The sequence below is a fragment of the Arthrobacter sp. Y3221114 genome (genome assembly GCF_059092625.1).
The window spans coordinates 728,215-752,419 of record NZ_JBNHHW010000001.1; the positions used below are offsets into that span (position 1 = coordinate 728,215).

Annotated in this window: 21 protein-coding genes; 4 read left to right on the forward strand and 17 right to left on the reverse strand. The window is 69.2% G+C overall.

Going from position 1 to position 24,205, the window contains the following annotated elements; translation table 11 throughout:
• Nucleotides 1-131: 131 nt before the first annotated feature.
• The 6 genes from AC5RV3_RS03335 to ffh all read right to left on the reverse strand — a co-directional run bounded on the left by AC5RV3_RS03335 (nucleotide 132) and on the right by ffh (nucleotide 6,015).
• Complete coding sequence (locus AC5RV3_RS03335) at nucleotides 132-617, reverse strand: hypothetical protein (protein WP_494120888.1); 486 nt, start codon at nucleotides 615-617, stop codon at nucleotides 132-134.
• Between the two features lie 69 nt (nucleotides 618-686).
• On the reverse strand, nucleotides 687-1,574 hold the full coding sequence (locus AC5RV3_RS03340) for a VOC family protein (RefSeq protein ID WP_494120889.1): 888 nt from the start codon (nucleotides 1,572-1,574) through the stop codon (nucleotides 687-689).
• A 65-nt stretch (nucleotides 1,575-1,639) separates the two neighbouring features.
• Nucleotides 1,640-2,881 carry a hypothetical protein gene (locus AC5RV3_RS03345; protein WP_494120890.1) on the reverse strand — a complete coding sequence of 414 codons (1,242 nt, stop codon included), beginning with the start codon at nucleotides 2,879-2,881 and terminating at the stop codon, nucleotides 1,640-1,642.
• Nucleotides 2,882-2,904: 23 nt separating this feature from the next.
• The gene (locus AC5RV3_RS03350; protein WP_494120891.1) at nucleotides 2,905-3,618 is read right to left on the reverse strand and encodes an alpha/beta hydrolase; all 714 of its coding nucleotides are present in this window, start codon (nucleotides 3,616-3,618) and stop codon (nucleotides 2,905-2,907) included.
• A gap of 10 nt (nucleotides 3,619-3,628) precedes the next feature.
• Nucleotides 3,629-4,186 carry an NUDIX hydrolase gene (locus AC5RV3_RS03355; protein ID WP_494120892.1) on the reverse strand — a complete coding sequence of 186 codons (558 nt, stop codon included), beginning with the start codon at nucleotides 4,184-4,186 and terminating at the stop codon, nucleotides 3,629-3,631.
• 242 nt (nucleotides 4,187-4,428) lie between these two features.
• The gene (gene ffh / locus AC5RV3_RS03360) at nucleotides 4,429-6,015 is read right to left on the reverse strand and encodes a signal recognition particle protein (protein WP_494120893.1); all 1,587 of its coding nucleotides are present in this window, start codon (nucleotides 6,013-6,015) and stop codon (nucleotides 4,429-4,431) included.
• Between the two features lie 333 nt (nucleotides 6,016-6,348).
• On the opposite strand from ffh, the gene AC5RV3_RS03365 reads away from it, so the two are divergent.
• Nucleotides 6,349-7,743, forward strand: coding sequence for a glucose-6-phosphate dehydrogenase (locus tag AC5RV3_RS03365; protein WP_494121026.1), 1,395 nt, complete (start codon nucleotides 6,349-6,351; stop codon nucleotides 7,741-7,743).
• Nucleotides 7,744-7,766: 23 nt separating this feature from the next.
• Here AC5RV3_RS03365 and AC5RV3_RS03370 read toward each other — a convergent pair whose 3' ends face one another.
• The 4 genes from AC5RV3_RS03370 to AC5RV3_RS03385 form a co-directional block, all read right to left on the reverse strand.
• A complete protein-coding gene (locus AC5RV3_RS03370; protein WP_494120894.1) occupies nucleotides 7,767-9,662 on the reverse strand; it encodes an HNH endonuclease signature motif containing protein in 1,896 nt (631 codons plus the stop codon).
• A 150-nt stretch (nucleotides 9,663-9,812) separates the two neighbouring features.
• Entirely contained in the window at nucleotides 9,813-10,244 is a 432-nt protein-coding gene (locus tag AC5RV3_RS03375) for a DUF4383 domain-containing protein (protein ID WP_494120895.1), read from the reverse strand.
• Between the two features lie 304 nt (nucleotides 10,245-10,548).
• Nucleotides 10,549-10,887 carry a P-II family nitrogen regulator gene (locus tag AC5RV3_RS03380; RefSeq protein WP_494108489.1) on the reverse strand — a complete coding sequence of 113 codons (339 nt, stop codon included), beginning with the start codon at nucleotides 10,885-10,887 and terminating at the stop codon, nucleotides 10,549-10,551.
• Entirely contained in the window at nucleotides 10,884-12,188 is a 1,305-nt protein-coding gene (locus AC5RV3_RS03385) for an ammonium transporter (protein ID WP_494120896.1), read from the reverse strand. Before AC5RV3_RS03385 ends, AC5RV3_RS03380 begins: the two co-directional genes overlap by 4 nt.
• A gap of 178 nt (nucleotides 12,189-12,366) precedes the next feature.
• Here AC5RV3_RS03385 and AC5RV3_RS03390 point away from each other — a divergent pair, with 178 nt between their 5' ends.
• Nucleotides 12,367-13,632 carry an MFS transporter gene (locus tag AC5RV3_RS03390; protein ID WP_494120897.1) on the forward strand — a complete coding sequence of 422 codons (1,266 nt, stop codon included), beginning with the start codon at nucleotides 12,367-12,369 and terminating at the stop codon, nucleotides 13,630-13,632.
• A 79-nt stretch (nucleotides 13,633-13,711) separates the two neighbouring features.
• Here the strand turns inward: AC5RV3_RS03390 and ftsY are convergent, their stop codons facing one another.
• The gene (gene ftsY / locus AC5RV3_RS03395; RefSeq protein ID WP_494120898.1) at nucleotides 13,712-14,929 is read right to left on the reverse strand and encodes a signal recognition particle-docking protein FtsY; all 1,218 of its coding nucleotides are present in this window, start codon (nucleotides 14,927-14,929) and stop codon (nucleotides 13,712-13,714) included.
• A gap of 143 nt (nucleotides 14,930-15,072) precedes the next feature.
• Here ftsY and AC5RV3_RS03400 point away from each other — a divergent pair, with 143 nt between their 5' ends.
• Entirely contained in the window at nucleotides 15,073-15,807 is a 735-nt protein-coding gene (locus AC5RV3_RS03400) for a glutamine amidotransferase (RefSeq protein WP_494120899.1), read from the forward strand.
• 30 nt (nucleotides 15,808-15,837) lie between these two features.
• On the forward strand, nucleotides 15,838-16,305 hold the full coding sequence (locus AC5RV3_RS03405; protein WP_494120900.1) for a GatB/YqeY domain-containing protein: 468 nt from the start codon (nucleotides 15,838-15,840) through the stop codon (nucleotides 16,303-16,305).
• Nucleotides 16,306-16,376: 71 nt separating this feature from the next.
• Here the strand turns inward: AC5RV3_RS03405 and AC5RV3_RS03410 are convergent, their stop codons facing one another.
• The 6 genes from AC5RV3_RS03410 to smc form a co-directional block, all read right to left on the reverse strand.
• Nucleotides 16,377-16,883 carry a flavin reductase family protein gene (locus AC5RV3_RS03410; RefSeq protein WP_494120901.1) on the reverse strand — a complete coding sequence of 169 codons (507 nt, stop codon included), beginning with the start codon at nucleotides 16,881-16,883 and terminating at the stop codon, nucleotides 16,377-16,379.
• A 175-nt stretch (nucleotides 16,884-17,058) separates the two neighbouring features.
• Nucleotides 17,059-17,841 carry a 5'/3'-nucleotidase SurE gene (gene surE / locus AC5RV3_RS03415; protein WP_494120902.1) on the reverse strand — a complete coding sequence of 261 codons (783 nt, stop codon included), beginning with the start codon at nucleotides 17,839-17,841 and terminating at the stop codon, nucleotides 17,059-17,061.
• The gene (locus AC5RV3_RS03420; protein ID WP_494120903.1) at nucleotides 17,838-18,821 is read right to left on the reverse strand and encodes a 1-phosphofructokinase family hexose kinase; all 984 of its coding nucleotides are present in this window, start codon (nucleotides 18,819-18,821) and stop codon (nucleotides 17,838-17,840) included. Before AC5RV3_RS03420 ends, surE begins: the two co-directional genes overlap by 4 nt.
• A gap of 199 nt (nucleotides 18,822-19,020) precedes the next feature.
• Nucleotides 19,021-19,722, reverse strand: coding sequence for an esterase/lipase family protein (locus AC5RV3_RS03425; RefSeq protein ID WP_494120904.1), 702 nt, complete (start codon nucleotides 19,720-19,722; stop codon nucleotides 19,021-19,023).
• Nucleotides 19,719-20,465: an alpha/beta fold hydrolase gene (locus AC5RV3_RS03430; RefSeq protein ID WP_494120905.1), complete on the reverse strand. Its 747-nt coding sequence runs from the start codon at nucleotides 20,463-20,465 to the stop codon at nucleotides 19,719-19,721. The genes AC5RV3_RS03425 and AC5RV3_RS03430 overlap by 4 nt, the downstream gene beginning before the upstream one ends.
• A 48-nt stretch (nucleotides 20,466-20,513) precedes the next feature.
• Entirely contained in the window at nucleotides 20,514-24,125 is a 3,612-nt protein-coding gene (smc, locus tag AC5RV3_RS03435; RefSeq protein ID WP_494120906.1) for a chromosome segregation protein SMC, read from the reverse strand.
• Between the last annotated feature and the right edge of the window lie 80 nt (nucleotides 24,126-24,205).

A 24,205-nucleotide genomic window follows, 5' to 3' on the forward strand; every position in this document is an offset into this window, starting at 1 on the left:
CGGAGAGAGGGGCCGCGCAGATCGAGTACCTGTCTATTATGCCAGATAGGAACCAATCCGCGCGACTTGGCGTCGGCGGCGCGTTGCCATCGGTTTGGCGGCGGGCACCGGGGCCGTTGGGCCCGGGAACGTCAGGCTTCGGCGGTCGTGGACCAGACGTAGAGCTGCCGGCGTTCGGCCTGCTCCGCCTGCGACGCCAGCTGCGCGATCCGGCGCACGTTGTCTTCGGCGATGGCGCCGCTGAACGGCATGTCCTCTTCGGCGGCCCACCGGGAGGCGACCTCCGGGATCAAGGAGGCACCGTCGTCGTCGGTGTAGGTCAGCAGTTCCGCCAGCGACTGGACCATGGCATCCGGGACGACCATCAGGTAGTCGCTGGAGACGTCGGCCATGTCCAGGGCCTCGCCGCCGGCGGCGCCGACGGCCTTGGCAGCCAGGCCGCCGAGGATTTCGATCTCCAGGTCCGTGACCCCGTTGAGGCGAAGACTGGGCGCATCCTCGACCTGGGCCATTGGCCCGCCGGTTTCCCCACGGGAGTCGACGCTGGCCTCGAGCTCGGCGGCGCGCCGGACGGCGACATCGTGGGTGGCGACAAAGATTTCGGTGGTTCCGGACATCTGCAGGTCCTTCCGCGGCTAGACCAAGTGGTTCCTCTTCAGCCTAGCCGCACCGGGCGGAATTCCGCCTCAGCCGACGGCGACGCGCAGCTGGTTGCGCCACGGATCCTCGAAGCGCAGCTCGGCCCCGGTGTGGTGGTTGGCGATGCCGGCGCTGGTGAGGCGATCGGTCAGGGCGCCGACCTCGTCCTCCGTCGGCACGTGGATCAGCACCTCGCCCAGCCCCAGGGTGTCCTTGCGCGGCCCGGCCCCGCGGCTGTTCCAGACGTTCATGGCCATGTGGTGGTGGTAGCCGCCGGCGGCGACGAACAGCGCCTGGCCGTGCCAGCCGGCGGTGCGTTCGAAACCGAGGGTCTTCACGTAGAACTCCTCGGCGACGTTGGTGTCGCCGACCTGCAGGTGCACGTGGCCGATTCCGGCGCCGGCCGCGCGCTGGCTGGAGAGGGACTCCTCGGTCAGGTGGCTCTGCAGGTAGGTCTGGGGGTTGAGGGCCAGGCTGTCCATGTGGACCTCCTTGCCGTCGGCGGTCTCATTCCAGGACCACTGGTCGCGCGGGCGGTCCCAGTAGAGCTCGATGCCATTGCCCTCCGGGTCGGTGAAGTAGAACGCCTCGCTGACCAGGTGGTCGGCGCTGCCGGCGAACCTGGAGGGATCGGTCTGCGCCGCGGTGGCCACGGTGGCGGCCAGGTCCGACTGGTTCTCGAACAGGAAGGCGGTGTGGAACAGCCCGGCCTCGCCACGCGACGGCAGCTGCAGCCCGTTGGCCGGGGCCAGGTGGAGCAGCGGCGTGGTGCCGCGGCCCAGGAAAACCCCGCCCAGTCCCTCCGAGACAGGATCCAGCCCCAGCGCCTGCTGGTAGTAGTTGGTCATGTTCTTCATGTCGCCGACCTTGAGCATCACGGTGCCCATGCTGAGATCGCCGGAGAGCAGGTCCTGGGGATTTACTTGAATGTTCATGCAATCAACAATACTTGAAGCTTCACGTTTATTCCAGTCCGCGGCTCCGGCCGCCGCATCCGGGCTCAGCGGCGGCGCCGGTACGCCAGATAGCTGCCCAGCGCCACGTCTCCGGCCGCCTGCAGCACCAGCCCCAGGGCGCCGGCCCGCAAGAACCGGGAGCTGGCGGGCCGGCGTCCGGCGGCGCGGAACAGCAGGGCGGCGCCGGTGGCGGCCGCGGCGGCACTGCCGGCCAGCAGGCCGGGGCGCGCGACAACGGCGCGCTGCCACGCCGCCAACGGTCCCCTGCCTTCCGCCGGGGTGCTGGCCAGTTCCAGCAGTGCCTTGCCGATCGACTGGACGGGGATCGATTCCATCCCGGGGACCCGGTCGGGCTGCAGCGACCCTTCGGCGAGCCGGGCGGCGACCGCGGGCAGTTGCAGCAGTTGGCCCGCGCGGGCCAGGATCCCGGGCTCGTCCGGGGAGGCCATCAGTTCCTGCAGCCCCTCGACGGCGCCCGGTTCCAGGCCGAGCACATCGCTGAGCCGCTGCGTGTCGGGTCCTTCCGGATGCACAATCCGGCCGAGCAGCCGCAGCGCCTCGGCGTCGGCCCGGGACGCCGAAGGGAACGGCTTGGCCGGTGCCTCCCAGGCATGCCAGAAGCTGGTGTCCGGGTCGCTCCGCGTGCCGGGCAGCCATGCCTCGACCGCGCGGAAGCCGTCCAAGTCCATCAGCGCCACGATCGGTTTGGCCGAGGCCGGCCAGTTGTAGAGCCCGGGCGCCGCCTCCCCATAGACCAACACGATCCGCTGGCCGGGTGCGGCCCCGTCGGTCCGGCCCGCGTCGGGCTCCAGGACATGGAGTTCCACGCCGTTGAGGGCGCCAAACATCATCAGGTCCTCGCGCCGGAACTTGCCCACCAGCACGGTGCGCAGCTCGGCCGCGTCCGGCACTGCGGACTCCTCGGCCTCGTCTGGCTCCGGCACGGCGTCCACTTCCAGCGCAGCATCCGGTGCGGGTGCCTCGTATTCGACGCCGTCAATCTCCACGGCCGCCCCCAGGTCGGCGGAGAGCCCGCGGACCAAGGCCGCGACGTCGGGCCCCGGCACTGCCTGTCCGGCCGGATCCAGGACGGCGGCGCGTTGTTCCCCGTTCACGGCCAGCAGCACAGAGACCACGCTGTCGCCTGCCTGCGGGGCGCCGCCGGCAAAGGCGCCGAGCAGCGAGCGGTCGGTGAGTTGCTGCTGCAGGGCCGCGACGCCGGCTTCGTCCAGCGGCCACGGCCACCACAGCTGTCCTGACGCTGGTTCCCAGCCTGATTCATTCATAGCTCAACGCTAGCAACCAATGATCAGTCCGGCAGTGCTGCCCCGGCCAGGAAGGCCGTCAGCAGGGCATGGCCCCGGTCGGTGTCCTGCGGCCGGTGGTGCCCGCCGGCGTGGCGGTGGACGGCGCCGGTCCCGGCCAGGTATTCGGCCACTTCCTCGTACAGCGGTTCCCAGCCGCCGGTGACCACCAGGGTGGGCAAGCCGGGGACGATGTGCAGCGGCGCATGCCAGGGCGGAGACTGCAGCCGGACGCGCGTCGCCTGGGCCCGGTCGGCCGCGGAGGCCAGCGGCAGCGCCTCGGCGCCGACCACCAGCCGGACGAAGGCGCGCTGGTATTCCTCGTCGGTCAGCTCCCGCCGTGCGTCGAACAACGGCTCCAGCCGTTCGCGGTAGGCACGGGTGGCCGGCAAGTCCGCGGTCAGGGACAGGCAAGCGGGTTCGAACAGCGTGAGCGAGTGCACCCTGGTCGGGTGCTCGACCGCGGCCATCATCGCCGCGACGGCGCCCTGCGCGTGGGCCACGACGTGGGCACCCGGGCCCAGATGCCGGCCGACGATCCGGGCGTCCTCGTCGAAGTCGGTCGGGCGGGGTTCTGTTTGCGGGTCAAACCCATGGCGGCGCAGGAACAGGCAGTCGTAGCGTCCGGCCAGGCGGTGCTGGTGCGGCCAGGCCGCGGCTCCGAAGCTGTCGGTGCCGTGGACAAAGACCACCCGCTCTCCGCTGCCTCTGACTGCCATGGGAGAAATACTAGACGCCGGAACCCACGGTTCCCTTGGAGTCGCCGGCGGCCTCCAGCGCCCAGACGTGGGGCACCAATTCGCGTTCCGGGACGCGCAGCTGCCCGGTCCGGAGCACCTGTCCGTGGCGCAGTTCAATCACGGTGAGCAGTTCGTGGGCCCGGAGCCCCGCGGCCAGCTGGGCGGATTGCGCCGGGTCCAGGACGGCCTCGGCCTGCTCGACGGGCAGGAAGACCGCCTGTCCCCCGGCACCGGCGGCGAGTTCGCCGCCGTCGTACGTTCCGCCGTCGTACACAAAGGTGATGGCTTCCGCGGCTTCGCCGTCCATCGGCTGGTAATCCAGCGCCAGGATGCGTCCGGGTGGTACGAGCAGGGAGGACTCGGCGAGCACGCGGGCCGCTGCCGCCCGCGGGTCCTCGCCGGGCCGGACCGGCGCCGCCGGCAGCGTGGGACCGCCGGGATTGTTCACCAGCACCACGGAACCGCCCACACTGCGCACGATCACCGCGACGGTGTCCCGCCGCGTTCCGGGCCTGCCGCCGTCGGCGCCGCGTGCCTGCTCTGCCACAAAACTCCTTCGCTGCGCTGCCGCGGGTGGGACCGGTGCTCGCCGGGGCGAACAGTGCCGCCCGGCCAACGATCCGCGTGATAACCCGGTCCGTGTCCACGTTGAAACGATTCGACAACCAGCTTACCTTCCGGCGCATGCAAAGTGCCGCGCGGCGCAGGGCAAGCGCCCCCGCCGGCGCATGAAAAGTGCGCCGCCGGATATCGACGGGGCACTTACGTGCAGCGGTACAGTCTTCGCGGCTACTTGCCGAGGAACTTCTCGAAGCCCTTGGGCAGGTTCAGCGCCGACGGGTCGAAGTCCTGCCCGTCCTGCGGGGCGCCGAAGGCACTTCCCGCGGGAATGGAGGCCTTGTTCTTGCGGCGTTCCTCGGCCTCGCGCAGCTCCTGGGCCGCCTTGGCCGGGTTGCCGGAGCGGGCCTTCTTCTTGCCCTTGGCGGTTTGCTGCTTCTTCCGTGCGCCGCCGAAGCCGCCCGGACCGGCGACGCCGGGCATGCCCGGGATGCCGCCGCCCTGAGCCATCTTCTTCATCATCTTCTGCGCCTGGCCGAAGCGCTCCAGCAGGCCGTTGACCTCGGAGACGTGCACGCCGGAGCCCTTGGCGATGCGGGCCCTGCGGGAGCCGTTGATGATCTTCGGGGCAACGCGCTCGTGCGGAGTCATCGACCGGACGATCGCCTCCACGCGGTCGATCTCGCGTTCATCGAAGTTCTCCAGCTGCTGGCGCATGTTGGCGGCGCCCGGCATCATCATGAGCATCTTCTTCATCGAGCCCATTTTGCGGATCTGCTGCATCTGGGCGAGGAAGTCGTCGAGGGTGAAGTCTTCCTGGTCGGCGAACTTCTGCGCCATCCGCTCGGCTTCGCCCTTGTCCCAGGACTTCTCCGCCTGCTCGATCAGGGTGAGCATGTCCCCCATGTCCAGGATGCGGTTGGCCATCCGGTCCGGGTGGAAGATTTCGAAGTCGTCCAGGTTTTCGCCGGTGGAAGCGAACATCACCGGCTTGCCGGTCACCGACGCGACGGAGAGCGCCGCGCCGCCGCGGGCATCGCCGTCGAGCTTGGAGAGGACCACGCCGGTGAAGTTGACGCCTTCGTTAAAGGCCTGCGCGGTGTTGACCGCGTCCTGGCCGATCATCGCGTCAATCACGAAGAGCACTTCGTCCGGGTTGACGGCGGCGCGGATGTCAGCCGCCTGCTGCATCATCTCGGCGTCGACGCCCAGACGGCCGGCGGTGTCCACGATGACGACGTCGTAGAGTTTTTGCCGCGCCTCGGCCACGCCGTCGCGGGCCACGGCCACCGGATCACCGGTAACGGCGTCGAATTCGGACTGCACGCCCGGGTGCGGGGCGTAGACCGGCACGCCGGCGCGCTGGCCGTTGACCTGGAGCTGGGTCACGGCATTGGGGCGCTGCAGGTCGGCGGCCACCAGCAGCGGACTGTGGCCCTGGCCCTTGAGCCACTTGGACAGCTTGCCGGCCAGGGTGGTCTTGCCGGCGCCCTGCAGACCGGCGAGCATGATCACCGTCGGCGGGGTCTTGGCGAGCTTGATGCGCCGGGTCTCGCCGCCCAGGATGTTGACCAGCTCGTCGTTGACGATCTTGACGACCTGCTGCGCGGGGTTCAACGCCGCGGAGACCTCTTCGCTGAGCGCGCGTTCCTTCACGTGGGCCGCGAACTCGCGCACCACGGGCACGGCGACGTCGGCGTCGAGCAGGGCACGCCGGATTTCGCGTACGGTGGCATCGACGTCGGCCTCGGACAGCCGTCCCTTGCCGCGCAGATTCTTGAAGGTTGAGGCCAACCGGTCAGAGAGTGAATTGAACACGCGCCGTGTCTACTTTCGTCGATCTGGTTCACAGTCCCCGGGCCGCGCCGGAGTTCAGCACTTAAGGGTATCAACTGGCCGCGGCAGCAGTCGCGCCGGCCACCCCGGTTGACTCTCGTGCGGACCGAGTGTCCTTGGCCGGCTGGGGAAGGAGGACGCCGCGGGCGGGCAAGGAGTACGCCGGGCTGCCGGGCGCTCATGCTGCCGACAGACCGTTCCCCCCAACGGTACAGCCGTGGCAAGGTGGGAAAGGTGAGCGTTGAACAAACCCAGACACAGGAACAGACCCACACCGAGGCTGTGTCCTCCCCCGCTGCCGACGGGCCGCTGCAGATCCGGACGTTGCTGATTTTGGGGGCTTCCGGCGACCTGACCGGCCGGCTGCTGCTGCCCGGGCTGGGCAAATTGATCGCGCAAGGCAGGACCAGCGGACTGAAAGTGGTGGGCGCTGGCTCGGACGACTGGGACGAGGACAGGTGGCAGGAACGCGTCCGCGGCGCCTTCGGTGCCTGCGCAGGTGCCGCGAACGACGACGGACGGCGGCAACTGATCGACGTCCAGGAAAACACCCGGTACCACTCGGTGGACGTGACTGCGGAAGGTGCCCTGGCGGAATTGCTGGCTGCGCTGGATGGCCCGGTTGCCGTGTTCTTTGCCCTGCCGCCCGCGGTCAGCCAGAAAGCCTGCGAGATACTCCGGCCCGAGGACGTGCCGGAGGGAACCCGGTTGGTGTTGGAAAAGCCGTTCGGCTCCAGCCGCGAATCGGCCGCATCGCTGAACAAGACGCTGTTGAAGCTGGTGCCGGAGGACCATATCCACCGGGTGGACCACTTCCTGGGCAAGGCGACGGTCTTCAACATCCTCGGCCTGCGCTTCGCCAACCGCCTGCTGGAGCCGCTGCTCAGCAATGAACATGTGGCCAAAGTCGAGATTTTCTACGATGAGTCGCTGGCTTTGGAGGGCCGCGCCCGTTACTACGACGGCGCGGGCGCGCTGCGTGACATGATCCAGAGCCACTTGCTGCAGGTGATGGCATTGACCGCCCTGAACGCCCCGGCCACCATCCATGAGCGGGACCTGCGCGACCATATCGGCAGCGTCCTCCGTGCCAGCAGCGTTAACCCGGATTTCGCCAAGAGCACGCGGCGCGCCCGCTACACGACCGGTCGGATCGGCGACCGCGACATCCCGGACTACGCCGCCGAACAGGGCGTGGACCCGGCCAAGAAGACCGAAACCTTGGCCGAAGTTGAAGTTTCGATCAACAACTCGCGATGGTCCGGCGTGCCGTTCATCCTGCGCTCGGGAAAGGCTTTGGGCAAGCCGCAGAAGGAAGTGATCATCACCTTCAAACCGGTCAACCACCTGCCAACGGGCTTCAAGGGCATCGACGCCCCGACGCGGCTGCGGATTGGCCTCGGACCGGAAACCCTCCAATTGGAGATCGACGTGAACGGCCCGGGCGACATCTTCACGCTGGACCGGGCAGTCATGAGCGCCGACCTGCACTCGGCCGACCTGCTGCCCTACGGCGAAGTGTTGGAAGGCGTGCTGCGCGGCGACCCGCTCCTGTCCGTCCGCGGGGATATCGCCGAGGACTGCTGGCGGATAGTCGAGCCTGTGCTGAAGGCCTGGGAAAAGGACGAGGTTCCGCTGGAAGAATACGAAGCCGGCAGCAACGGTCCGGCCGGCTGGGAAACTTCCCGGAGCGACAGGCCGCTCCCCTGACGGAGATCTAGAACGGTGAGTACCTAGAACGGTGGCGGGATGCCGTCCCACAGGTCGTCCGCGTCCGCGGCTCCGTCGCCACCGGTCTCTTCTCGGGGACTGTTTGCCCGGTCGTCCGGGCTTTCTGTGGCAACTCCCTCGTCCGGGCTTTCTGTGGCATCTCCGTCGCCGCCGGTGTTGCCTTGGGAGCTGTTGGCTCCGTCGTGCGGGCTTTCCGTGGCATTTCCTTCGCTGGGTGCCGAGGGGAGCGTGAGTGCCCAGCCGTCGTCGGGGGTGGTGGTGTGGGTGTGGCCGGAGCGGGTGGTGAAGTGGAGGGTGCCGTCCGGGTCCTGGGTGACGGTGGTGCCGGCGTGGTGTTTGGTTTTGTGGTCGGGTTTGCATCTGGCGCTGAGGTTTTCGGGGACGGTTTTGCCGCCGTCTTCCCAGGCGATGGTGTGGTCGATGTCGCAGTGGTCGGCGGGGACGGTGCAGCCGTAGTCGCGGCAGTGGCGGTCGCGCAGCCGGACGAGGCGTTTGAGCCATTCGGGCGGGTGGCGCAGGTCTTTGGCGGCGGCGATGGCTTGGCCGTAATCGTCGGTGAGCACGGTCACCCAGGACTTGGCCAGCGCGGCGAGATCGCGGGTCATTCCGGGCGGGATGGGCCCGTAGCCGGTGAGGTCGCCAGGTTCTTCGGAAAGCCGCAGCAAGGTGGCAAGGGGCGCGGTGACGGCGACGGACGCGGTCACGTTCCCGCCCCCGCAGGTACAGGTCCGCTGTCTTGCGGTCCCGGTGGCTGCGGTCCCTCGGGCGGCGCCTGGCGCGGTCTCGGTGGCGGCCGGGACCTCTGAGCCTGTTTCTTTGGTGGTGCCCTGTACAGTTCCTGCGGCTGCGGCTGCCGTTGCCGATCCGGCTGCCGTTCCGGAATCGGTTGCTGGTCCCGGATCGCTTGCCACTTGGTCGGCGGCTCTTTCGCCATGGCCGGTTGCCGCTTGGTTGGCGACTGCTTCGCCGTTGGCGGCTGCTTCTTGGTTGGCGGTTGTTTCGTCGTTGGCGGTTTCGGTGGTTTTGGTGTCGGTGGCGGGCTGGTAGGCGTGGTCGGGGTATCGGCTAAGCATGTCGGTGAAGACGTCGGCGCGGAGTTGGCCCAGGGTGCGGGTTTCGTCGGCGGTCTGCAGTTTGCGGGCGTGGGCCTGCATGAGGTTGTAGGCGAGCAGGGCCTTGTCCGCGCTGGTGCGGATGTAGAGCTCGGCCATCCCGTCGTCCTGGGGCTGGTACTGGACGGTGCGGCGTTCCATCGCTGCCTGGTGCCGGGTTTCGAGGGGTTCGGGGTGCAGCCGGTCGCGGGCGGTGCGGGCCCGGGCCTGGACGGATTCGAGGGTGATGGTCCCGGCGCCGGGAACGACCTTGGCTTCGTACCCTGCCAAGACCTCGGGCGGCAGGTCGGCGCCTTTGCGGGCGATGGCGGTGGCGCGGTCCAGGTCGAGGTCGCCGTGGTCGAGGGCGGCGAGGGTGGCGGGCAGGCAGGTGGCGATCTGGTGGGCGTCGGCCAGTTCCGCTGCCGCGCGTTGGCGGGGCACGGCCAGGATGGGCGCGAGCTCGTGGGCGGCGTGCCGGCAGATTCCGTCCGGTGCCCCGGCGTCGGCGCCGGTGGCCGGGCGGAGCACCGCCAGGCGGTGCACGGCCCGCAACCGGCGGGACTGGGTCCAGGCCTCGTGTTTGCGCACAGCCTGGAGGTAGTCGAGGGTCGACCAGTCGTCTAACGTAGCCGGATCAGTGCCCGCAAGCAGGCCGGCCAGTTCCGCCGGACCCAGTTCCTGCCAATCCTCCGCCCACCCCTGCCGGCCCGGTACCGAAACCGCGGCGGCACCGTCCTCGGGCAAGGCAGGAATGCCGGAGACTTCCTCCGGCTCCTGCGCCTCGTCCAACGGTTCCGCTGCCATACTTCAACGCTACGCAGCACGGGCCCCGACTAGAACGAAAGTTCGATGTATGGGGATGGCCGCCGGCCGTCCTGGGCTTGTGGAGGACGAGTCGTAGGGCGGGCTGTACCAGCCGGGCCGTTAGGCACCTCGCCATGACATTGGCGGGTGCTACCCGGACCTCGGCCTTCCGATCACCACCGGGCCCCTGAGCAGACCGAGGAAGAACAGCACTGCGCCGAGCACTAGATGGAACCAGTTGTCGCTAACCCCCGCCGGAACCCACGTCTCCGATCCGTATCGGGCGTTGATCAGGCCGTACAGGGCGGCCAACAGGTTGAACAGCCCCAGTGCCATGAACGTGACTTTGGAAGCACCGGCCCGCCTTGCCGAAACCAGGAGCAAGGCCGCGAAAAGCAGCAGCAACACGTTGTGTAGAACCGAGATGGCCAACAGCCCGAAGAGCTGGGCGTCCGGCCCGTTTCCTGTGATACCGAGCTGGTCGTAGTCGGCTGTTATGCCGGGGATGAAGCCAAGGACTGCCAGGACGGCTAGAACAATGGCTGAGATCCGTGCGGCTTTCTGGACTGGTGTGGACTGCATAGGTTTCCTCCCACATGGTGCCTGCCGTGGCGCCCATCCTAGTGGCGCGGCAAGACTCCGGCTATGTCGCCCGGTGCCGTACCGGTGCTGTGGCTAGCCAAACCCCCTGCTGTCGACCTGTGCAGTCCCGGAGCTGTTTTCCCGGTGCCGAGGGCGCCGCGGAGGGCAGAGCCGAGCGGAGGACAGAGGCGAGCGGAGGACAGAGCCAAGCTCCGCCGTCGTTATCAGCAGGACGGACAGAACCCTTCCGGCACCGCCAGGAGATCACGGTGCCGGAAGGGTCCATCACGGTGGGTTCGAAGTCTCAGATGGCCGCCTCGCCGCGTTCGCCGGTGCGGACGCGGACCGCTTCCTGCACATCCACCAGCCAGACCTTGCCGTCGCCCGCCCGGCCGGTGTTGGCGGTGGCCACGAGGACGTCGACGATGTCGTCGGCCAGGTCGTCCGCCACAAGAACCTCGACGCGGACCTTGGGCAGCAGGTCCACGGTGTATTCGGCGCCGCGGTAGACCTCCGTGTGGCCGCGTTGGCGCCCGTACCCGCTGGCCTGGCTGACGGTCAGCCCTTGGACTCCGTAGCTTTCCAAGCTGTTGCGGACTGCGTCCAGCTTTTCCGGCCGGATGATGGCTGTAACGAGTTTCATGCGCTGACCTCTTCCTTGATCGTGCTGCGGGCACTGGGGTCGGTTGCCGGGTGCGGGATGAAGGTTCCGCCGGTGCCCAGGCCGCCGAATTCGTAGGCGGATTCGGCGTGCTGGGCGAGGTCCACGCCGGCGACCTCATCCTCTTCGGTCACCCGGAAGCCAAGGGTCTTGTGGATCGCCAAGCCTATGATCACGGTCAGCACGCCACAGAACAGCATGGACACCGCCGCCGCCACGGCCTGCGCCCCCAATTGGGCGGCACCGCCGCCGTAGAAGAGGCCGCCGCCTGCACCCTCGACCGGCAGGGCGATAAAGCCCAGGGCCAGCGTTCCGACCAGGCCGGCGACCAGGTGGACGCCCACCACATCCAGCGAGTCGTCGTAGCCCAGCCGGTACTTCAGCCCGACCGCCAGCGCGGCCAGCACTCCGGCCACCAGGCCTAGGCCCAGCGCCCCCACGGGGGAAACATTGGCGCAGGCCGGCGTAATCGCCACCAGCCCCGCGACCACGCCCGAAGCCGCCCCGAGGGAGGTGGGACGGCCGTCGCGGAGTCGCTCGGTCACCAGCCAGCCCGCGATGGCGGCTGCCGGGGCGGCCATGGTGTTGACCCAGATCAAGCCGGCTTCCTCCGCCGTGCCAGCCGCTCCCCCGTTGAACCCGAACCAGCCGAACCACAGCAGGGCGGCACCGATCATCACCAGCGGAATGTTGTGCGGGCGCTGTGCCGGGTCCTTGCCGAAGCCCTTGCGCTTGCCCAGGATCAGGGCCAGGATCAGGCCGGCGACACCGGCGTTGATGTGCACCACCGTGCCGCCGGCGAAATCGATCGCCTCTCCGGCCCAGGCACCGACGGCCCCCTCGGCGCCAAGCAATCCACCGCCCCAGACCATGAACGCCAGCGGGCAGTAAACCAAAGTGACCCAGACCGGTACGAAGACCGCCCAGGCACTGAACTTGGCGCGATCGGCGATGGCCCCGGAGATCAGCGCCACCGTGATGATGGCGAACGTGGCACCGTAGCCGGCACTGATCAGGTCCCCGGTGTTGAGCAACCCCTCCAGGCCGAACGCGGCGAACGGATTGCCGAAGAGTTGCGCCACGCCCTCGCCGCCGCTCATTGAGTAACCCCACAGCACCCAGACCACCGCCACCAACGCGACGGCGGAGAAGCTCATCATCATCATGTTCAGGGCCGATTTGGCCCGCGTCATTCCGCCGTAGAAAAATGCCAGTCCCGGCGTCATGAGCAGCACCATGGCCGCCGAAATCATCACCCAGACGTGACCCGCTGACAGATCCATTTTCACGTCCCCTCGTTCGTTGGCGGGCAACTTCCCGCCGATGAACCAAGACTGCCGACGGCGTGTTTCGGCCAACCGGATGCTTCATTGCGGCCCCGTTACAAGAAACCCGCGCAGGTAAAACCGGCTTTTCCGGCGTGTTTCGGCATTGTTTCGGCCCACGGCTACGCTGGTTGACATGCCAGTTTTCCGCCGCACGGCGCGTCAATTTAGCCTGTCCGGCCACCAGCGTCCGGGCAAGCCGGCGCCTACTCCTATTCCGCGCGACATCAAGGTGCTGGTTGCCGCTGCCTTCGTCATCGCCCTGGGGTACGGGCTGGTGGCGCCGGTCCTGCCGCAGTTCGCGGCAAGTTTCGACGTCGGCGTCGCGGCTGCCAGCATCATCGTCAGCGTGTTTGCCCTCGCCCGGCTGGTCTTCGCTCCGGCGGGCGGCGCCCTGGTGGGCCGCTGGGGTGAACGCAGGGTGTACCTGACCGGCCTGCTGATCGTCGCTGCTTCGACCGGCGCCTGCGCGCTGGCGCAGGACTACTGGCAGCTGCTGATTTTCCGCGGCTTGGGCGGGCTCGGCTCCACGATGTTTACGGTCTCGGCCATGGCGCTGATCCTGCGGCTGGCGCCGCCGGACGGCCGCGGTCGGGTTTCCAGCCTCTACGCCGGCACGTTCCTGATGGGCGGCATCCTCGGCCCGGTGGCCGGCGGCCTGCTGGCCGGCTTCGGCCTGCGCATGCCGTTCGTGGTCTATGCCATCGCGCTGCTCGTGGCGGCAGCCGTCGTCGCCGTCATGCTCAAGAAACCCGCAGCCCGGACCGGCAACGACGCCCCGGCTCCCGAGGCGATGGATCTGCGCGAGGCGCTCTCGGACCCGGGGTACCGCGCCGCCGTGGTGTCCGCTTTCGCCAATGGCTGGGCCACCTTCGGGGTCCGGATGGCGCTGATTCCGCTCTTTGCCGCGGCGGTACTGGGTGCCGGTCCGGAGACGGCCGGGCTGGCGTTGGCCGTCTTCGCCGTCGGCAACGCGCTGGCGCTGACCTTCTCCGGCCGTCTCTCGGACACCGCCGGCCGCCGTCCCCTGGTGGTTGCCGGGCTGACCGTGGCCGGGCTGGCGATCGCGGCCATCGGGTTTACCGAGTCCGTCCCGGTGTTCGTGGCTGCCTCGGTCATCGCCGGTTTCGGATCCGGGCTGCTCGGGCCGGCGCAGCAGGCTGCCGTTGCTGACATCATCGGCAACGACCGCAGCGGCGGGAAGGTGCTGGCCGTCTTCCAGATGGGCACCGACGCCGGTGCGATCATCGGCCCGGTCCTGGCCGGAGCGCTGGCCGACCGGCTCAATTATGCCTGGGCCTTCGGTGCCACCGGCGCGATCATGCTGGGCGCCGCGCTCCTCTGGCTGCTCTTCGGCCGCGAGACGCTGGTGAAACCCCTCGAGGAGCCGGCCAGGGGCTGACTTCGGACAGCGGGTGATGGATTTCCGGCGGTTCCCGCGGCCGCCGCGGGAACCGCCAAGCGGACCTGAGCCGCTGACGCTAGTTCAGCAGCGCGTCCACGAAGTCCTCGGTCTCGAAGGGCGCCAGGTCGTCGGCGCCTTCGCCCAGGCCCACCAGTTTTACGGGTACGCCCAGGCTGCGCTGGATCGCGACGACGATGCCGCCCTTGGCGGTGCCGTCCAGCTTGGTCAGCACGATGCCGGTGATGTTGACGACGTCGGCGAACACCTTGGCCTGGTTCAGGCCGTTCTGGCCGGTGGTCGCGTCGAGCACCAGCAGCACCTCGTCCACGGTGGCCTGCTTCTCGATCACGCGCTTGACCTTGCCGAGTTCGTCCATCAGGCCCACCTTGTTTTGCAGGCGCCCGGCGGTGTCGACCATGACCACATCGACTTCCTGCTCGATGCCGGCCTTCACCGCCTCGAAGGCGACGGACGCCGGGTCCGCGCCATCGACGTCGGACTTCACGGTGGGCACGCCCACGCGCGATCCCCAGGTGGCCAACTGCTCGGCCGCGGCCGCGCGGAAGGTATCCGCGGCGCCCAGGATCACGTCCTTGTCCTCGGCTACCAGCACGCGGGCCAGCTTGCCCACCGTGGTGGTCTTGCCCACGCCGTTGACGCCCACCACCATCATCACCGCGGGGCGGTCAGCATGGCGCATCACGGCCAGCGAGCGGTCCATGGACGGGTCCACCAGCTTGATCAGTTCCTCGCGCAACATGGCCTTGACCTGCTCCGGGCTGCGGCTTCCCTCCACCTTCGCCCGGTCCTTGAGGGCGTCCACGAGTTCCATCGTGGGCTCGGTGCCCAGGTCGGCCAGCAGGAGGGTCTCTTCGATCTCGTCCCAGACGTCGTCGTCGATTTTGTCGCTGGCGAGCAGCGCCAGGAGGCCCTTGCCCAGCGCGTTGTTGGACTTGACCAGCCGTGCGCGCAGCCGGGACAGGCGGCCTTGCACCGGTGCCGGCGTCTCGACCGGGATGGTCTCCAGCGCGGCGGCGTCCTCCGGGATTTCGACGTCGGCCGGCGGCAGTTCCTCCTCTGTCGGTGCGCCGAGGGGCGGCGCCGGGGCCGTCGGTCCACGGGGCGCTTCCAGGGTGCCGGTACCGCCCCCGGTAGGCGGCATGGCCGGGTCATTCGCGTCCCGGGTGGTGGTGTACGTGCCGGGCGGGGTCCTGCGTCCCCGCAGCAGCAGCGTTGCCACCAATCCGATGACGACAATGGCGATGACTACGTAAATGATGATGGTTGCGTCCACGGTTCCTAGCCTAGCCGCTGAGCGTTCCGCGTCACGGGTCGGGCGGCGACGGCCGCGGCGTCACCCGGAACGGGGCGGCCGAGGCGGACACCGGCGGCCAGCCCACGTTCCAAGGCCTGCCGCGGCGACTGTACGATCGACGCATGAAGCCCTTCCTGCTGCTGGCCACGCGCGCCGAAGACACCGCAGCCGATGAGGAGTATGCGGCCTTCGCCCGTTTCGGCGGCCTGGAACCGGGCCAGTTGCACCGCGTGCGGCTGGAGGCCGGACCGATGCCGGCCATCGATCTGGACGATTACAGCGGAATCATCCTCGGCGGCAGCCCTTACACCTCCAGCGACGACGACGCGTTCAAGTCCGCCGCCCAGTTGCGCGTCGAAGCCGAGCTGGAGCAGCTGCTGGACACCGTCGTCGCGCACGATTTCCCGTTCCTGGGCGCCTGTTACGGCGTCGGCACGCTGGGCCGGTACGGCGGCGGCGTGGTGGACCGGCAATACGGCGAGCCGATCGGTGAAGCGCAGATTGTGCTGACTGACGACGGCGGTGCCGATCCCCTGCTCGCCGGCCTGCCCCGTGAGTTCGGTGCCTTCGTTGGGCACAAGGAGGCCTGCTCCGTGTTGCCCGCGGGCGCGGTCCGCCTGGCCGGGTCAGCGCACTGCCCCAACCAGATGTTCCGGCTGCAGGAGAACCTTTACGCCACGCAGTTCCACGCCGAACTGGATGTTGACGGCCTGCTGACCCGGATCTGGATCTACCGCGATGCCGGCTACTTCCCGCCGGACCAGGCCGATGCCGTCATGGAACGGGTGCGCGGTCGCACCGTGACGATTCCGCAGCGGATACTCCGCAACTTCGTCGCCCGCTACGCCACCGACTGACACAGCACACCACCGAAACGAGGAAACCGCATGAGTTTGAAAGAGCAGCTGCAGGCCGACGTCGTCGCCCACATGAAGGCGGGCAACAAGACGGCCCTGACCACCGTCCGCAACGTACTGGGCGAAATCGCGACCAAGGAAAAGTCCGGCAAGACGCCGGTGGAGCTGGACGACGCCCAGACCACCGCACTGCTGCAGAAAGAAGCCGCCAAGCGCCGCGACACTGCGCGCATCTACACGGAAGCCGGGGAGCCGGAGCGGGCCGCCGCGGAAACCGCGGAAGCCGAGGTCATCGAGGCGTACCTGCCCAAGCCGCTCACCGAGGCCGAGGTGGCGGAGATCGTCGATGAAACCATCACCGGGCTCAAAGCCGAAGGCGTGGAGCTGTCCATGCGGCAGATGGGAGCGGTGATGAAGCCGGTCACCGAGAAGGTCGCCGGCCGCTTCGACGGCAAGGCCGTCAGCGAGATGGTCCGCGGGCGCCTTGCCCGGCAGTAGCCGAGGAGGTCTCCGTCCTCGCGTGGTCGTGGTGACCGTCCGGGCCGCCCCGCCGGTGTCACCGACGGAATCTAGGCCGGATGGCCGGCGTCGAGATCCTGGACGTCGCTGAAGGTCAGGAGTTCGGCGGCTTCCTCCCCGTGCGTCTCCAGCGGGGACAGCAGGAATCCGGTGTGGTCGCCGAGATCGACCTTTTTCAAGACGCGTCCCACCAGCACGCGCACGGCGTCCGCCAGCAGCGGAACATCCTCCGGTCCGGGCACCCAGTCGCAGTGCGCGAACTTGTCCACGTCGTCGCCGGTTGTGGTGCCGAACAGTTCCGCGAGCGCCCGCTGGCCGCGCTCCAGCACGTGGACCGCCAGGACGCCGGCCTCCAGCGCGACGGGATGGGTGCGGTTCTGCTGCGAGATGCACACCAGGAACAGTGCCGGCTTCAGGCTGCATTGCGTGGCGAAGCCGATCAGGCAGCCGGACCGCTCGCCCCCGGTCCCTGCGGCCGTGACGATGTACATCGGATAGTCGAAGCCCTGCACGAAGCCGCTCATCAGCTCCCCGGACGTTGCCTGTTTCTGCGCCATTCCCACATCATGCCGTATTTCGGTCCCGATGCTGTGCCGGCCGCGCCCGGTCACGCCGAAGGTTCAAGCCGGGAAACCCCTGAGGCCGCGGTCGGCGCTCCGACGCCCGGCGCCGGACAAAAGGGAGGCCAAGGTCCCCGCGGGACCTTGGCCTCCCTTCAGGGGGTTTTACCGACTACCACTGCAACCTGGCCATGGTGGCCGAAAGCTCCGGCAGTTCGCTCTCGGTGACCGGCTGGATTCCGGTAACCGTGGCGAAGCCGGCGGCCAGCAGCGCGAAGTCGCTCTCCGGCGGGGCTTCCTCCTGGCTGTCCGCGATCGCCAGCCGAAGGTCCTCGTCTCCGCGCTCGGCCAACGTGGTTTGCACGATGCCGAATTCGGCCAGTGTCGCGGACCGGTATTCGGGCAGCCGGGCGCCGTCCACATTGGGCACGTTGAGGTTCAGCACGGTGCCGGTCTGCTGGTCCATCAGGTACGGCAGCAGCCCGGTGGCCAGCTGGGCCGCGGTGTCCCAGTTCAGCTGCGCCGGCTCCAACCCGGTGTCCAGCGACACCGCCATCCCGCGGCCGCCGTTCACGCCGGCGGTCAGCGCCGCGCCGACCGTGCCGGAGTGCAGGATCACCCGGCCCACATTCGCGCCGCGGTTCACGCCGGAGAGCACCAGGTCCGGGGCGTCCCCGAAGGCACCGTGCGGCGCAATCATGGCAATGAAACCCGGCGTGCCGTGCACGGCAAACGCCGGCACGGACTCGAGGCCCTGCAGCGTGCGCCGCTCGATCCGGATGCGGCCCTCGTCCTCCCGGGCCGTGATGGACGCGCTGCTGCCGCTTGCCTCGGCAACCGGGGCGGCGATCGTCACGTTCAGCCCGGCCTCCAAAACCCCCGCAGCCAGGGCGTGCAGGCCCGGGGCGTCGATGCCGTCGTCGTTGGTGATCAGGACCATTTTCGGCTTGCTCATTGTTCTTGCACCTTCCGCGCCAGCTCGTCCGGGCTGATTTGCCGGCCTGTTGCCTTCCCGCCGCCGTCGTAGGGCGAGACCGTCACCAGCTTGGTCAGGTTCCGGATGGCGCCCTCTTCCCCGGTGCCCAGGCCGTGGCGGGTCACGTTCAGTGCGCCGGCGGCCGTGCCCAGCACCACCGCCTCGTGGATGGTGCCCCCGCCGGCCAGGGTCGCGGCGACCCCGGCGGTCAGCGAATCCCCCGCCCCGTGGGTGTCCACGCTCTGCATCTCGGGGACCCGGATCTCGCTGAGGGCGCCTTCATGCAGCATCAGGGACGGCAGGTGCGCGCGGGTGACAATCACGGTGCCGGCCCCTTCAGCGTGCAGGCCGCGCATCGCCTCGATGATCGCCTCGGGTTCGTCCGAGGCGGCCCGCCCGCTCTCGGTCAGTTCGTCGTCGGCGATCTTGGCCACGGTTACGCCGCCGGCGAGCGCGGCGGTGAGCCGGTCGCCGGTGAGGTCGGTGATCACCCGGCAGCCGGCGGTGCGCAGGTCGGCGGCAAGCCGGCGGTAGACGTCGTGCGGTACGGCGTCTTCGCGGACCGCGCCGCTGAGGATCGCCGTGCCCGCCTCGATCCCGGCCTGCAGGGTCAGGCCGTAGAGTTCGTCGAGCTCATGGCGGGTCAGTTTCTCCCCGGGGCTCTCGGCGATGACCTCCCTGTCGCCGCCCCGCCGGTCATGGACGTACGCCGCGCTGCTGCCCTCGCCCTTTACCGGGAGGACCTTGACTCCCTCGTCGGCGATCAGATGCCGGATCACGCCGCCAGCCTCGCCGGAGAACGCGGCGCACATCGTGACGGAAGCGCCGAGGGCGGTCAGCATCCGCGCCTGCCAGACGCCTTGGCCACCGGCGTGCAGGTGGATATCGGCGGTGCCCTCGACGTCCTCCACTGTCACCGTGAGAACGGGCGAGGGAGCGAAAATAACTACGGAACCCATCGCGAACCTCCATCGAACCGGTGTCCGGCCATGCCTGCCTCCTTTTGTTGCCCCGGACCGCCGTCACGGCTGCGCGGCTGCCCGGTTTTCCTCTGAAGTGGTCCTTGGTTTCGACACTAACGCCCCTCCGCTGGCCGGACAATGGCCGCCCCCGGCGCCCAAGTCCGCACCGCCCCGTGGGAAACGGGGACCGGGCCGGTCATTCCGGCGTCGCGCCGTCCAGCACCCGGTCGATGATTTCCCGGACGCGGTCCTCGGCGATGATCTTGAAGTGCCCGCTGGTCTCGAGCCGGATGTTGATGGCGCCGTCGAGCCGGCAGCCGCCGGGAATGTGCGGGTCGAACGCGCTGTAGACGGACACGATCCGGTGGTTGACCTCCAGGTTGGCCAGCAACCGGCGCAGGACGCGGTTGTTCGGCGCAAACGCCCGGACCATCGGCGTCACCGCGAAGGACGCGTAGCGGGAACCGGAAAAAGGCGTGCCGATCGCCACCATGCGCTTCACCCGCGCCCCGGACTCCGCGCCCGTCATGACGTATTTGCCGATCAGCCCACCCTTGCTGTGCGCGATGATCGTCACGTTGTCCAGGTCCTGCCCGCGCAGGTAGTCGGCGACAAGCCCGGCCATCCGCTCGACGCTGCCCACGTTGTAGCCCAACGGTTCGATCACGTGCACCGGATGCCCGCGGCCGTGGACGTGCTCGATCAGCGGGCGCATGAACTTCCAGGACTCATAGATGCCCGGAAGCACGACGACGGGGTCCGCCCGGCCGGTTCCGGCCTCCCGGTATCGGGCCGGGCCGGTCCGGTCGAAGAGCCCGCGGACCTGCTGGTAGCCGATGTAGGCGTAGTCCAGCAGCCAGGCCCGGCCCAGCCGCAGTCCCGGGAGCAGGTGGTTCACGACCGGTCTATGAGGGCGGCGTCGTCGAATCCGGCCGTGGCCAGGCACAGCCGGGCCACCGGGCCGGGTGAACGGAACATCATCACGTGCGCCTCGCCCGGGATGCTGTCCACGGTGGCGTCCGGGCAGGCATCGGCCAGTTCGCGGCACCAGTACAGCGGGACGATCGGGTCCCGGTCGCCGCGCACGATGCGCACCGGCACCTGCACGCCGGCAATCCGCTGCTCCAGCTTCTGGTCGAGCATGGCCGGCAGTGTCTTCAGGTACCAGCGCAGCCCGCAGCGCACATAGTCGGTGACCTCGATCATGTCCACGGTCAGCGGTTCCCGGAACCCGTCCTGGAACAGCCGGAGGCCGTGTTGCCAGGCCGTGCGCTCGCGGCGGTTCGCCGTGGGCGCCAGCAGCACCAGTGCGGTGGCGGTATCCGGGTGATGCAGGGCCATCTCGACGACGACCTGGCAGCCCATCGAGTGGCCCACCAGCACCGCGGGGCCTATGCCCAAGCGGCCCACGGCCCCCTCGACCAGCCCGGCGAAGTCCACGAGCCCGAGTGCGCGTTCCGGTTTGGCGGTTCCGCCGTGGCCCGGCAGATCGACCAGGTGTACCCTGCCGTGCCGGGCCAGTTCGGCCGCGAGGGGTTCAAAGTAGCGTCCGGAGACGCCGATGCCGTGTACCAGCACGAAGTCCGTGGGCCCGGAGCCGACGGTCCGGATGCGGACCTCGCATCCGTCGATGGTCTGCATCTGGGCTCTCTCGCCCGGTATTCCCGCCAATTCGCCTGCCTTCCTACGTCAGTCGACCAGTGCCTTTGCATGCTCCAGCCGCTGCGAGATGACGGTGGTTACGCCGTCGCCGCGCATCGTTACACCGTACAGCGCGTCGGCCACTTCCATGGTGCGCTTCTGGTGGGTGATGACGATCAGCTGGCTGGATTCGCGCAGCTCCTCGAAAATGGTGATCAGCCGGCCCAGGTTGGTGTCGTCCAGCGCCGCTTCCACCTCGTCCATCACATAGAACGGGGACGGCCGGGCCTTGAAGATCGCCACCAGCAGGGCCACCGCGGTCAGCGAGCGCTCGCCGCCGGAGAGCAGGGACAGGCGCTTGATCTTCTTGCCGGCCGGCCTGGCTTCCACGTCGATCCCCGTGGTGAGCATGTCCTCCGGGTCGGTGAGCACCAGCCGGCCTTCGCCGCCCGGGAAGAGCCGGCCGAACACCCGCTCGAACTGCACGGCCGTGTCTTGGTAAGCCTCGGTGAAGACCTGTTCCACCCGCTCGTCGACTTCCTTGATGATCTCCAGCAAGTCCTTGCGGGTGGCCTTGAGGTCCTCCAGTTGGGTGCTCAGGAACTGATGGCGTTCCTCCAGCGCGGCGAACTCCTCCAGCGCCAGCGGGTTGACCTTGCCCAGCGCGGCCAGGTCACGTTCGGCTTTTTTGAGCCGCTTCTGCTGCTCCTCGCGCACGAACGGAACACCCTCGACGACGGCGTTGCCTTCCTCGTCTACCGGGGCCCGCAGTGCGGCCCACTTGTCGTTCGCCGCCGCGGTGGCGACCGGCACCGGCTGGTCCGGCCCGTACTCGGCAATCAGATGGTCGGGGGTCAGTCCCAGCTCTTCGATGGAGCGGGTCTGCAGGGCCTCGATCTTCAGCTGCTGCTGGGCCCGTGCCAGCTCGTCGCGGTGGACCGTGTCAGTCAGTTCGCGCAGTTCGGCGGCGAGCGCGTCGGTCGACGAGCGCACCGTGGACAGCTCCGCCTCCCACGCCGCACGCACCTCTTCGGCCTCGTCCCGTTCCCGTTCGGCGAGGTCCACCGAGACGTCCAGCCAGGCCAACGCCTCCTGGGCGCCCTGTGCGACGGCGGCGGCCTTGGCGGCCTGGAGCCGGCGCTTGCGGGCCCGCTCGGCGGCCTGCGCCCGGGCGTGCCGTTCCGTGGCGGCGGCCCGTTCCAGCGAGGCCGCCCGGTTGCCGATGGCCGTCAGCTGTTCCTCGCCCGATCGCAGCGCCAGCCGGGCTTCCATTTCCACCTGGCGTGCCCGGGAGGCCGCCGCGGCGAGCGCGTCCCGCTGTTCGGTGGACGGTTCGGCGTCGGCCGGAGCGTCCTCGGCGGCCTGCGCGGCGGCCAGCCGTGCGGTGATGTCGGCCAGCTTCTGCTGTTCGGTGACGATGTTCGCCTCGGCGGCCTGCACCAGCTTGGCCAGCCGTTCGCTCTCCCCGGTGGCCGAGCGCAGCGCCGAGCCCAGCTGCCCCAGGCGTTCGGCGACGGCGGCCAGCCGGGCGTCGGATTCGTGCAACTGCTCGAGGGCGGCGTCCGCCCGCAGCTTGGCCTCGTCGCGGCGCGAGGTTGCGCCGGCGATCGCGAACTTGGCCCGCTCGGCCCGGGCCGTGGCGGCTTCGAGCCGGTGCATGGTCTCGTCCACGGCCGCCTGCACCTCCAGCAGGCTGGGACCGCCGGCGGATCCGCCGCGCGCCGAGCAGGCGGTGAAAATATCACCTTCCCGAGTGACGGCGGTCAGCGCCGGGTCAATCGCGATGACCCCTGCCGCCATCCGGAGGTCTGCGACGACGACGACGGAGCCCAGCAGCGTGCGCACCGTTCCTTCGACGCCCCGCTTGGCCTGCACCAAGCCAGCCGCGGGGACGGCCCCTTCGGGGAGCTCCGCGTGATCGCCGGCGCTTCCGCCCTCCGCCCCCGGCGCGCCGGCGATGAGGAGGTCCACCTGGCCGGCGTCGTCGGCCTTCATGAGTTCCAGCGCCCGGACGGCGGCGTCGGGGTCGGCGACGGCGACGGCCTCGGCCAGGGGCCCCAGGGCTCCCGCAATCGCCGCTTCGTAGCCGGGCTCCACGGTGATCAGGTCCGCCAGCGGGGCCAGCACGCCCTCGGTGCCCGAGGCCAGCAGCGTCTCGCTGCCGTCCCGCCGGTTAAGCCCGACTTCCAGCGCCTCCTTGCGCGCGGCGAGGGCGTCGCGTTCGCGTTCGGCCTCGCGTTCGTCGGCCCGCAACTGCTCCAGCTCCGCCTCAATGGCGGCAAGTTCGTCGCTGGCATCCTCGTACGCCGCGTCCAGGCCCTCTTCGCCTTGTTCAACCCCGGCCACCTGGGACTCCAGCGCGGTGAACTCGGCCTGCGCCTGGCGTCGTCGTTCTTCTCCCTCGCCGATCGACGCCCGGAGCCGGCCCAGCTCGGCCTCGGCGCTCTCCACCCGGGACCTGGCCGCGCCCACCTGCCCGGCCAGCTTGGCCAGTCCTTCGCGCCGATCGGCGGCGGCACGCAGGATCCCGGTCAGCCGCTTCTCTTCGTCCTCGGCAGCCCGCTCGGCGGCGGAGCGCTCTTCGATCGCGTCGTCGAGTGCGGCCCGGCGGTCCTCCAGCTCAAATTCCAGCTCGGCCTGCTCCTCGCGGACCTCGGCTGCCTGCTGTTCCAGGATCTCCGGATCCCGCCCGCCCTCCGGTTCGTGCTCCGCCGAGCCAAGCAGCCGGCGTCGTTCATTGGCCAGGCTGGCGAGGGCACGGAAACGTTCGCGGGTGGACGAGAGCCGGTACCAGCTGTCGCGCGCGGCGTTCAGCGTCGGCGTGGCTTCGGCCGCCAGCCGCTCCAGCTCGGCCAGGCGCCGGCGCCCGGATTCCAGGGTCTTCTCCACCTCGGCCTGCCGGGTCTTCAGCGCGGCTTCGTCCGCCACTTCCCGGGCCAGGGAGGTGCTCAGTTCCACCAGCTCGTCGGCGAGCAGCCGGGCACGGGCATCGCGGACCTCGAACTGGACCTGCTGGGCCCGGCGCGCCACCTTTGCCTGCTTTCCCAGCGGCGTCAACTGGCGGCGGATCTCGCCGGTGAGGTCGGTCAGCCGCTGCAGGTTGGCCTGCATGGACTCCAGCTTCCGCACCGTTTTTTCCTTGCGGCGGCGGTGCTTGAGGATGCCGGCTGCTTCCTCCACGAACCCCCGGCGGTCCTCCGGCGTCGCGTGCAGGACCTTGTCCAGCTGGCCCTGGCCGACGATCACGTGCATCTCCCGGCCCAGCCCGGAGTCGGAGAGCAGTTCCTGGATGTCCAGCAGCCGGCAGCTGCTGCCGTTGATGGCGTATTCGGACCCGCCCGTGCGGAACAGGGTGCGGGAAATGGTGACCTCGGAGTATTCGATCGGCAGGGCGCCGTCGGAATTGTCGATGGTCAGCGACACGTGCGCGCGGCCAAGCGGCGGGCGGCCCGCCGTCCCGGCAAAGATGACGTCCTCCATCTTGCCGCCGCGCAGCGTTTTGGCGCCCTGCTCCCCCATCACCCAGGCGAGGGCGTCCACCACGTTGGACTTGCCCGACCCGTTGGGACCGACCACGGCGGTGACGCCGGGCTCGAAGTCGAAGGTCGTCGCCGACGCAAAAGACTTAAAGCCCCGCACAGTCAGAGATTTAAGATGCACGTTGTGTCTCCCGCGGCGGACGTTTTCCTTGCATCAATCTACCGTGCCCTCCGCGAATTCCCGGGCAGGACGGGCTTGTC

Bases quoted from the DNA above. Each gene is read 5' to 3' on its own strand.
- AC5RV3_RS03335 (WP_494120888.1), bottom strand. From the start codon at position 617: ATGTCCGGAACCACCGAAATCTTTGTCGCCACCCACGATGTCGCCGTC.
- AC5RV3_RS03340 (WP_494120889.1), bottom strand. From the start codon at position 1,574: ATGAACATTCAAGTAAATCCCCAGGACCTGCTCTCCGGCGATCTCAGC.
- AC5RV3_RS03345 (WP_494120890.1), bottom strand. From the start codon at position 2,881: ATGAATGAATCAGGCTGGGAACCAGCGTCAGGACAGCTGTGGTGGCCG.
- AC5RV3_RS03350 (WP_494120891.1), bottom strand. From the start codon at position 3,618: ATGGCAGTCAGAGGCAGCGGAGAGCGGGTGGTCTTTGTCCACGGCACC.
- AC5RV3_RS03370 (WP_494120894.1), bottom strand. From the start codon at position 9,662: ATGGCAGCGGAACCGTTGGACGAGGCGCAGGAGCCGGAGGAAGTCTCC.
- AC5RV3_RS03375 (WP_494120895.1), bottom strand. From the start codon at position 10,244: ATGCAGTCCACACCAGTCCAGAAAGCCGCACGGATCTCAGCCATTGTT.
- AC5RV3_RS03380 (WP_494108489.1), bottom strand. From the start codon at position 10,887: ATGAAACTCGTTACAGCCATCATCCGGCCGGAAAAGCTGGACGCAGTC.
- AC5RV3_RS03385 (WP_494120896.1), bottom strand. From the start codon at position 12,188: ATGGATCTGTCAGCGGGTCACGTCTGGGTGATGATTTCGGCGGCCATG.
- AC5RV3_RS03390 (WP_494120897.1), top strand. From the start codon at position 12,367: ATGCCAGTTTTCCGCCGCACGGCGCGTCAATTTAGCCTGTCCGGCCAC.
- AC5RV3_RS03400 (WP_494120899.1), top strand. From the start codon at position 15,073: ATGAAGCCCTTCCTGCTGCTGGCCACGCGCGCCGAAGACACCGCAGCC.
- AC5RV3_RS03405 (WP_494120900.1), top strand. From the start codon at position 15,838: ATGAGTTTGAAAGAGCAGCTGCAGGCCGACGTCGTCGCCCACATGAAG.
- AC5RV3_RS03410 (WP_494120901.1), bottom strand. From the start codon at position 16,883: ATGGCGCAGAAACAGGCAACGTCCGGGGAGCTGATGAGCGGCTTCGTG.
- surE (WP_494120902.1), bottom strand. From the start codon at position 17,841: ATGAGCAAGCCGAAAATGGTCCTGATCACCAACGACGACGGCATCGAC.
- AC5RV3_RS03420 (WP_494120903.1), bottom strand. From the start codon at position 18,821: ATGGGTTCCGTAGTTATTTTCGCTCCCTCGCCCGTTCTCACGGTGACA.
- AC5RV3_RS03430 (WP_494120905.1), bottom strand. From the start codon at position 20,465: ATGCAGACCATCGACGGATGCGAGGTCCGCATCCGGACCGTCGGCTCC.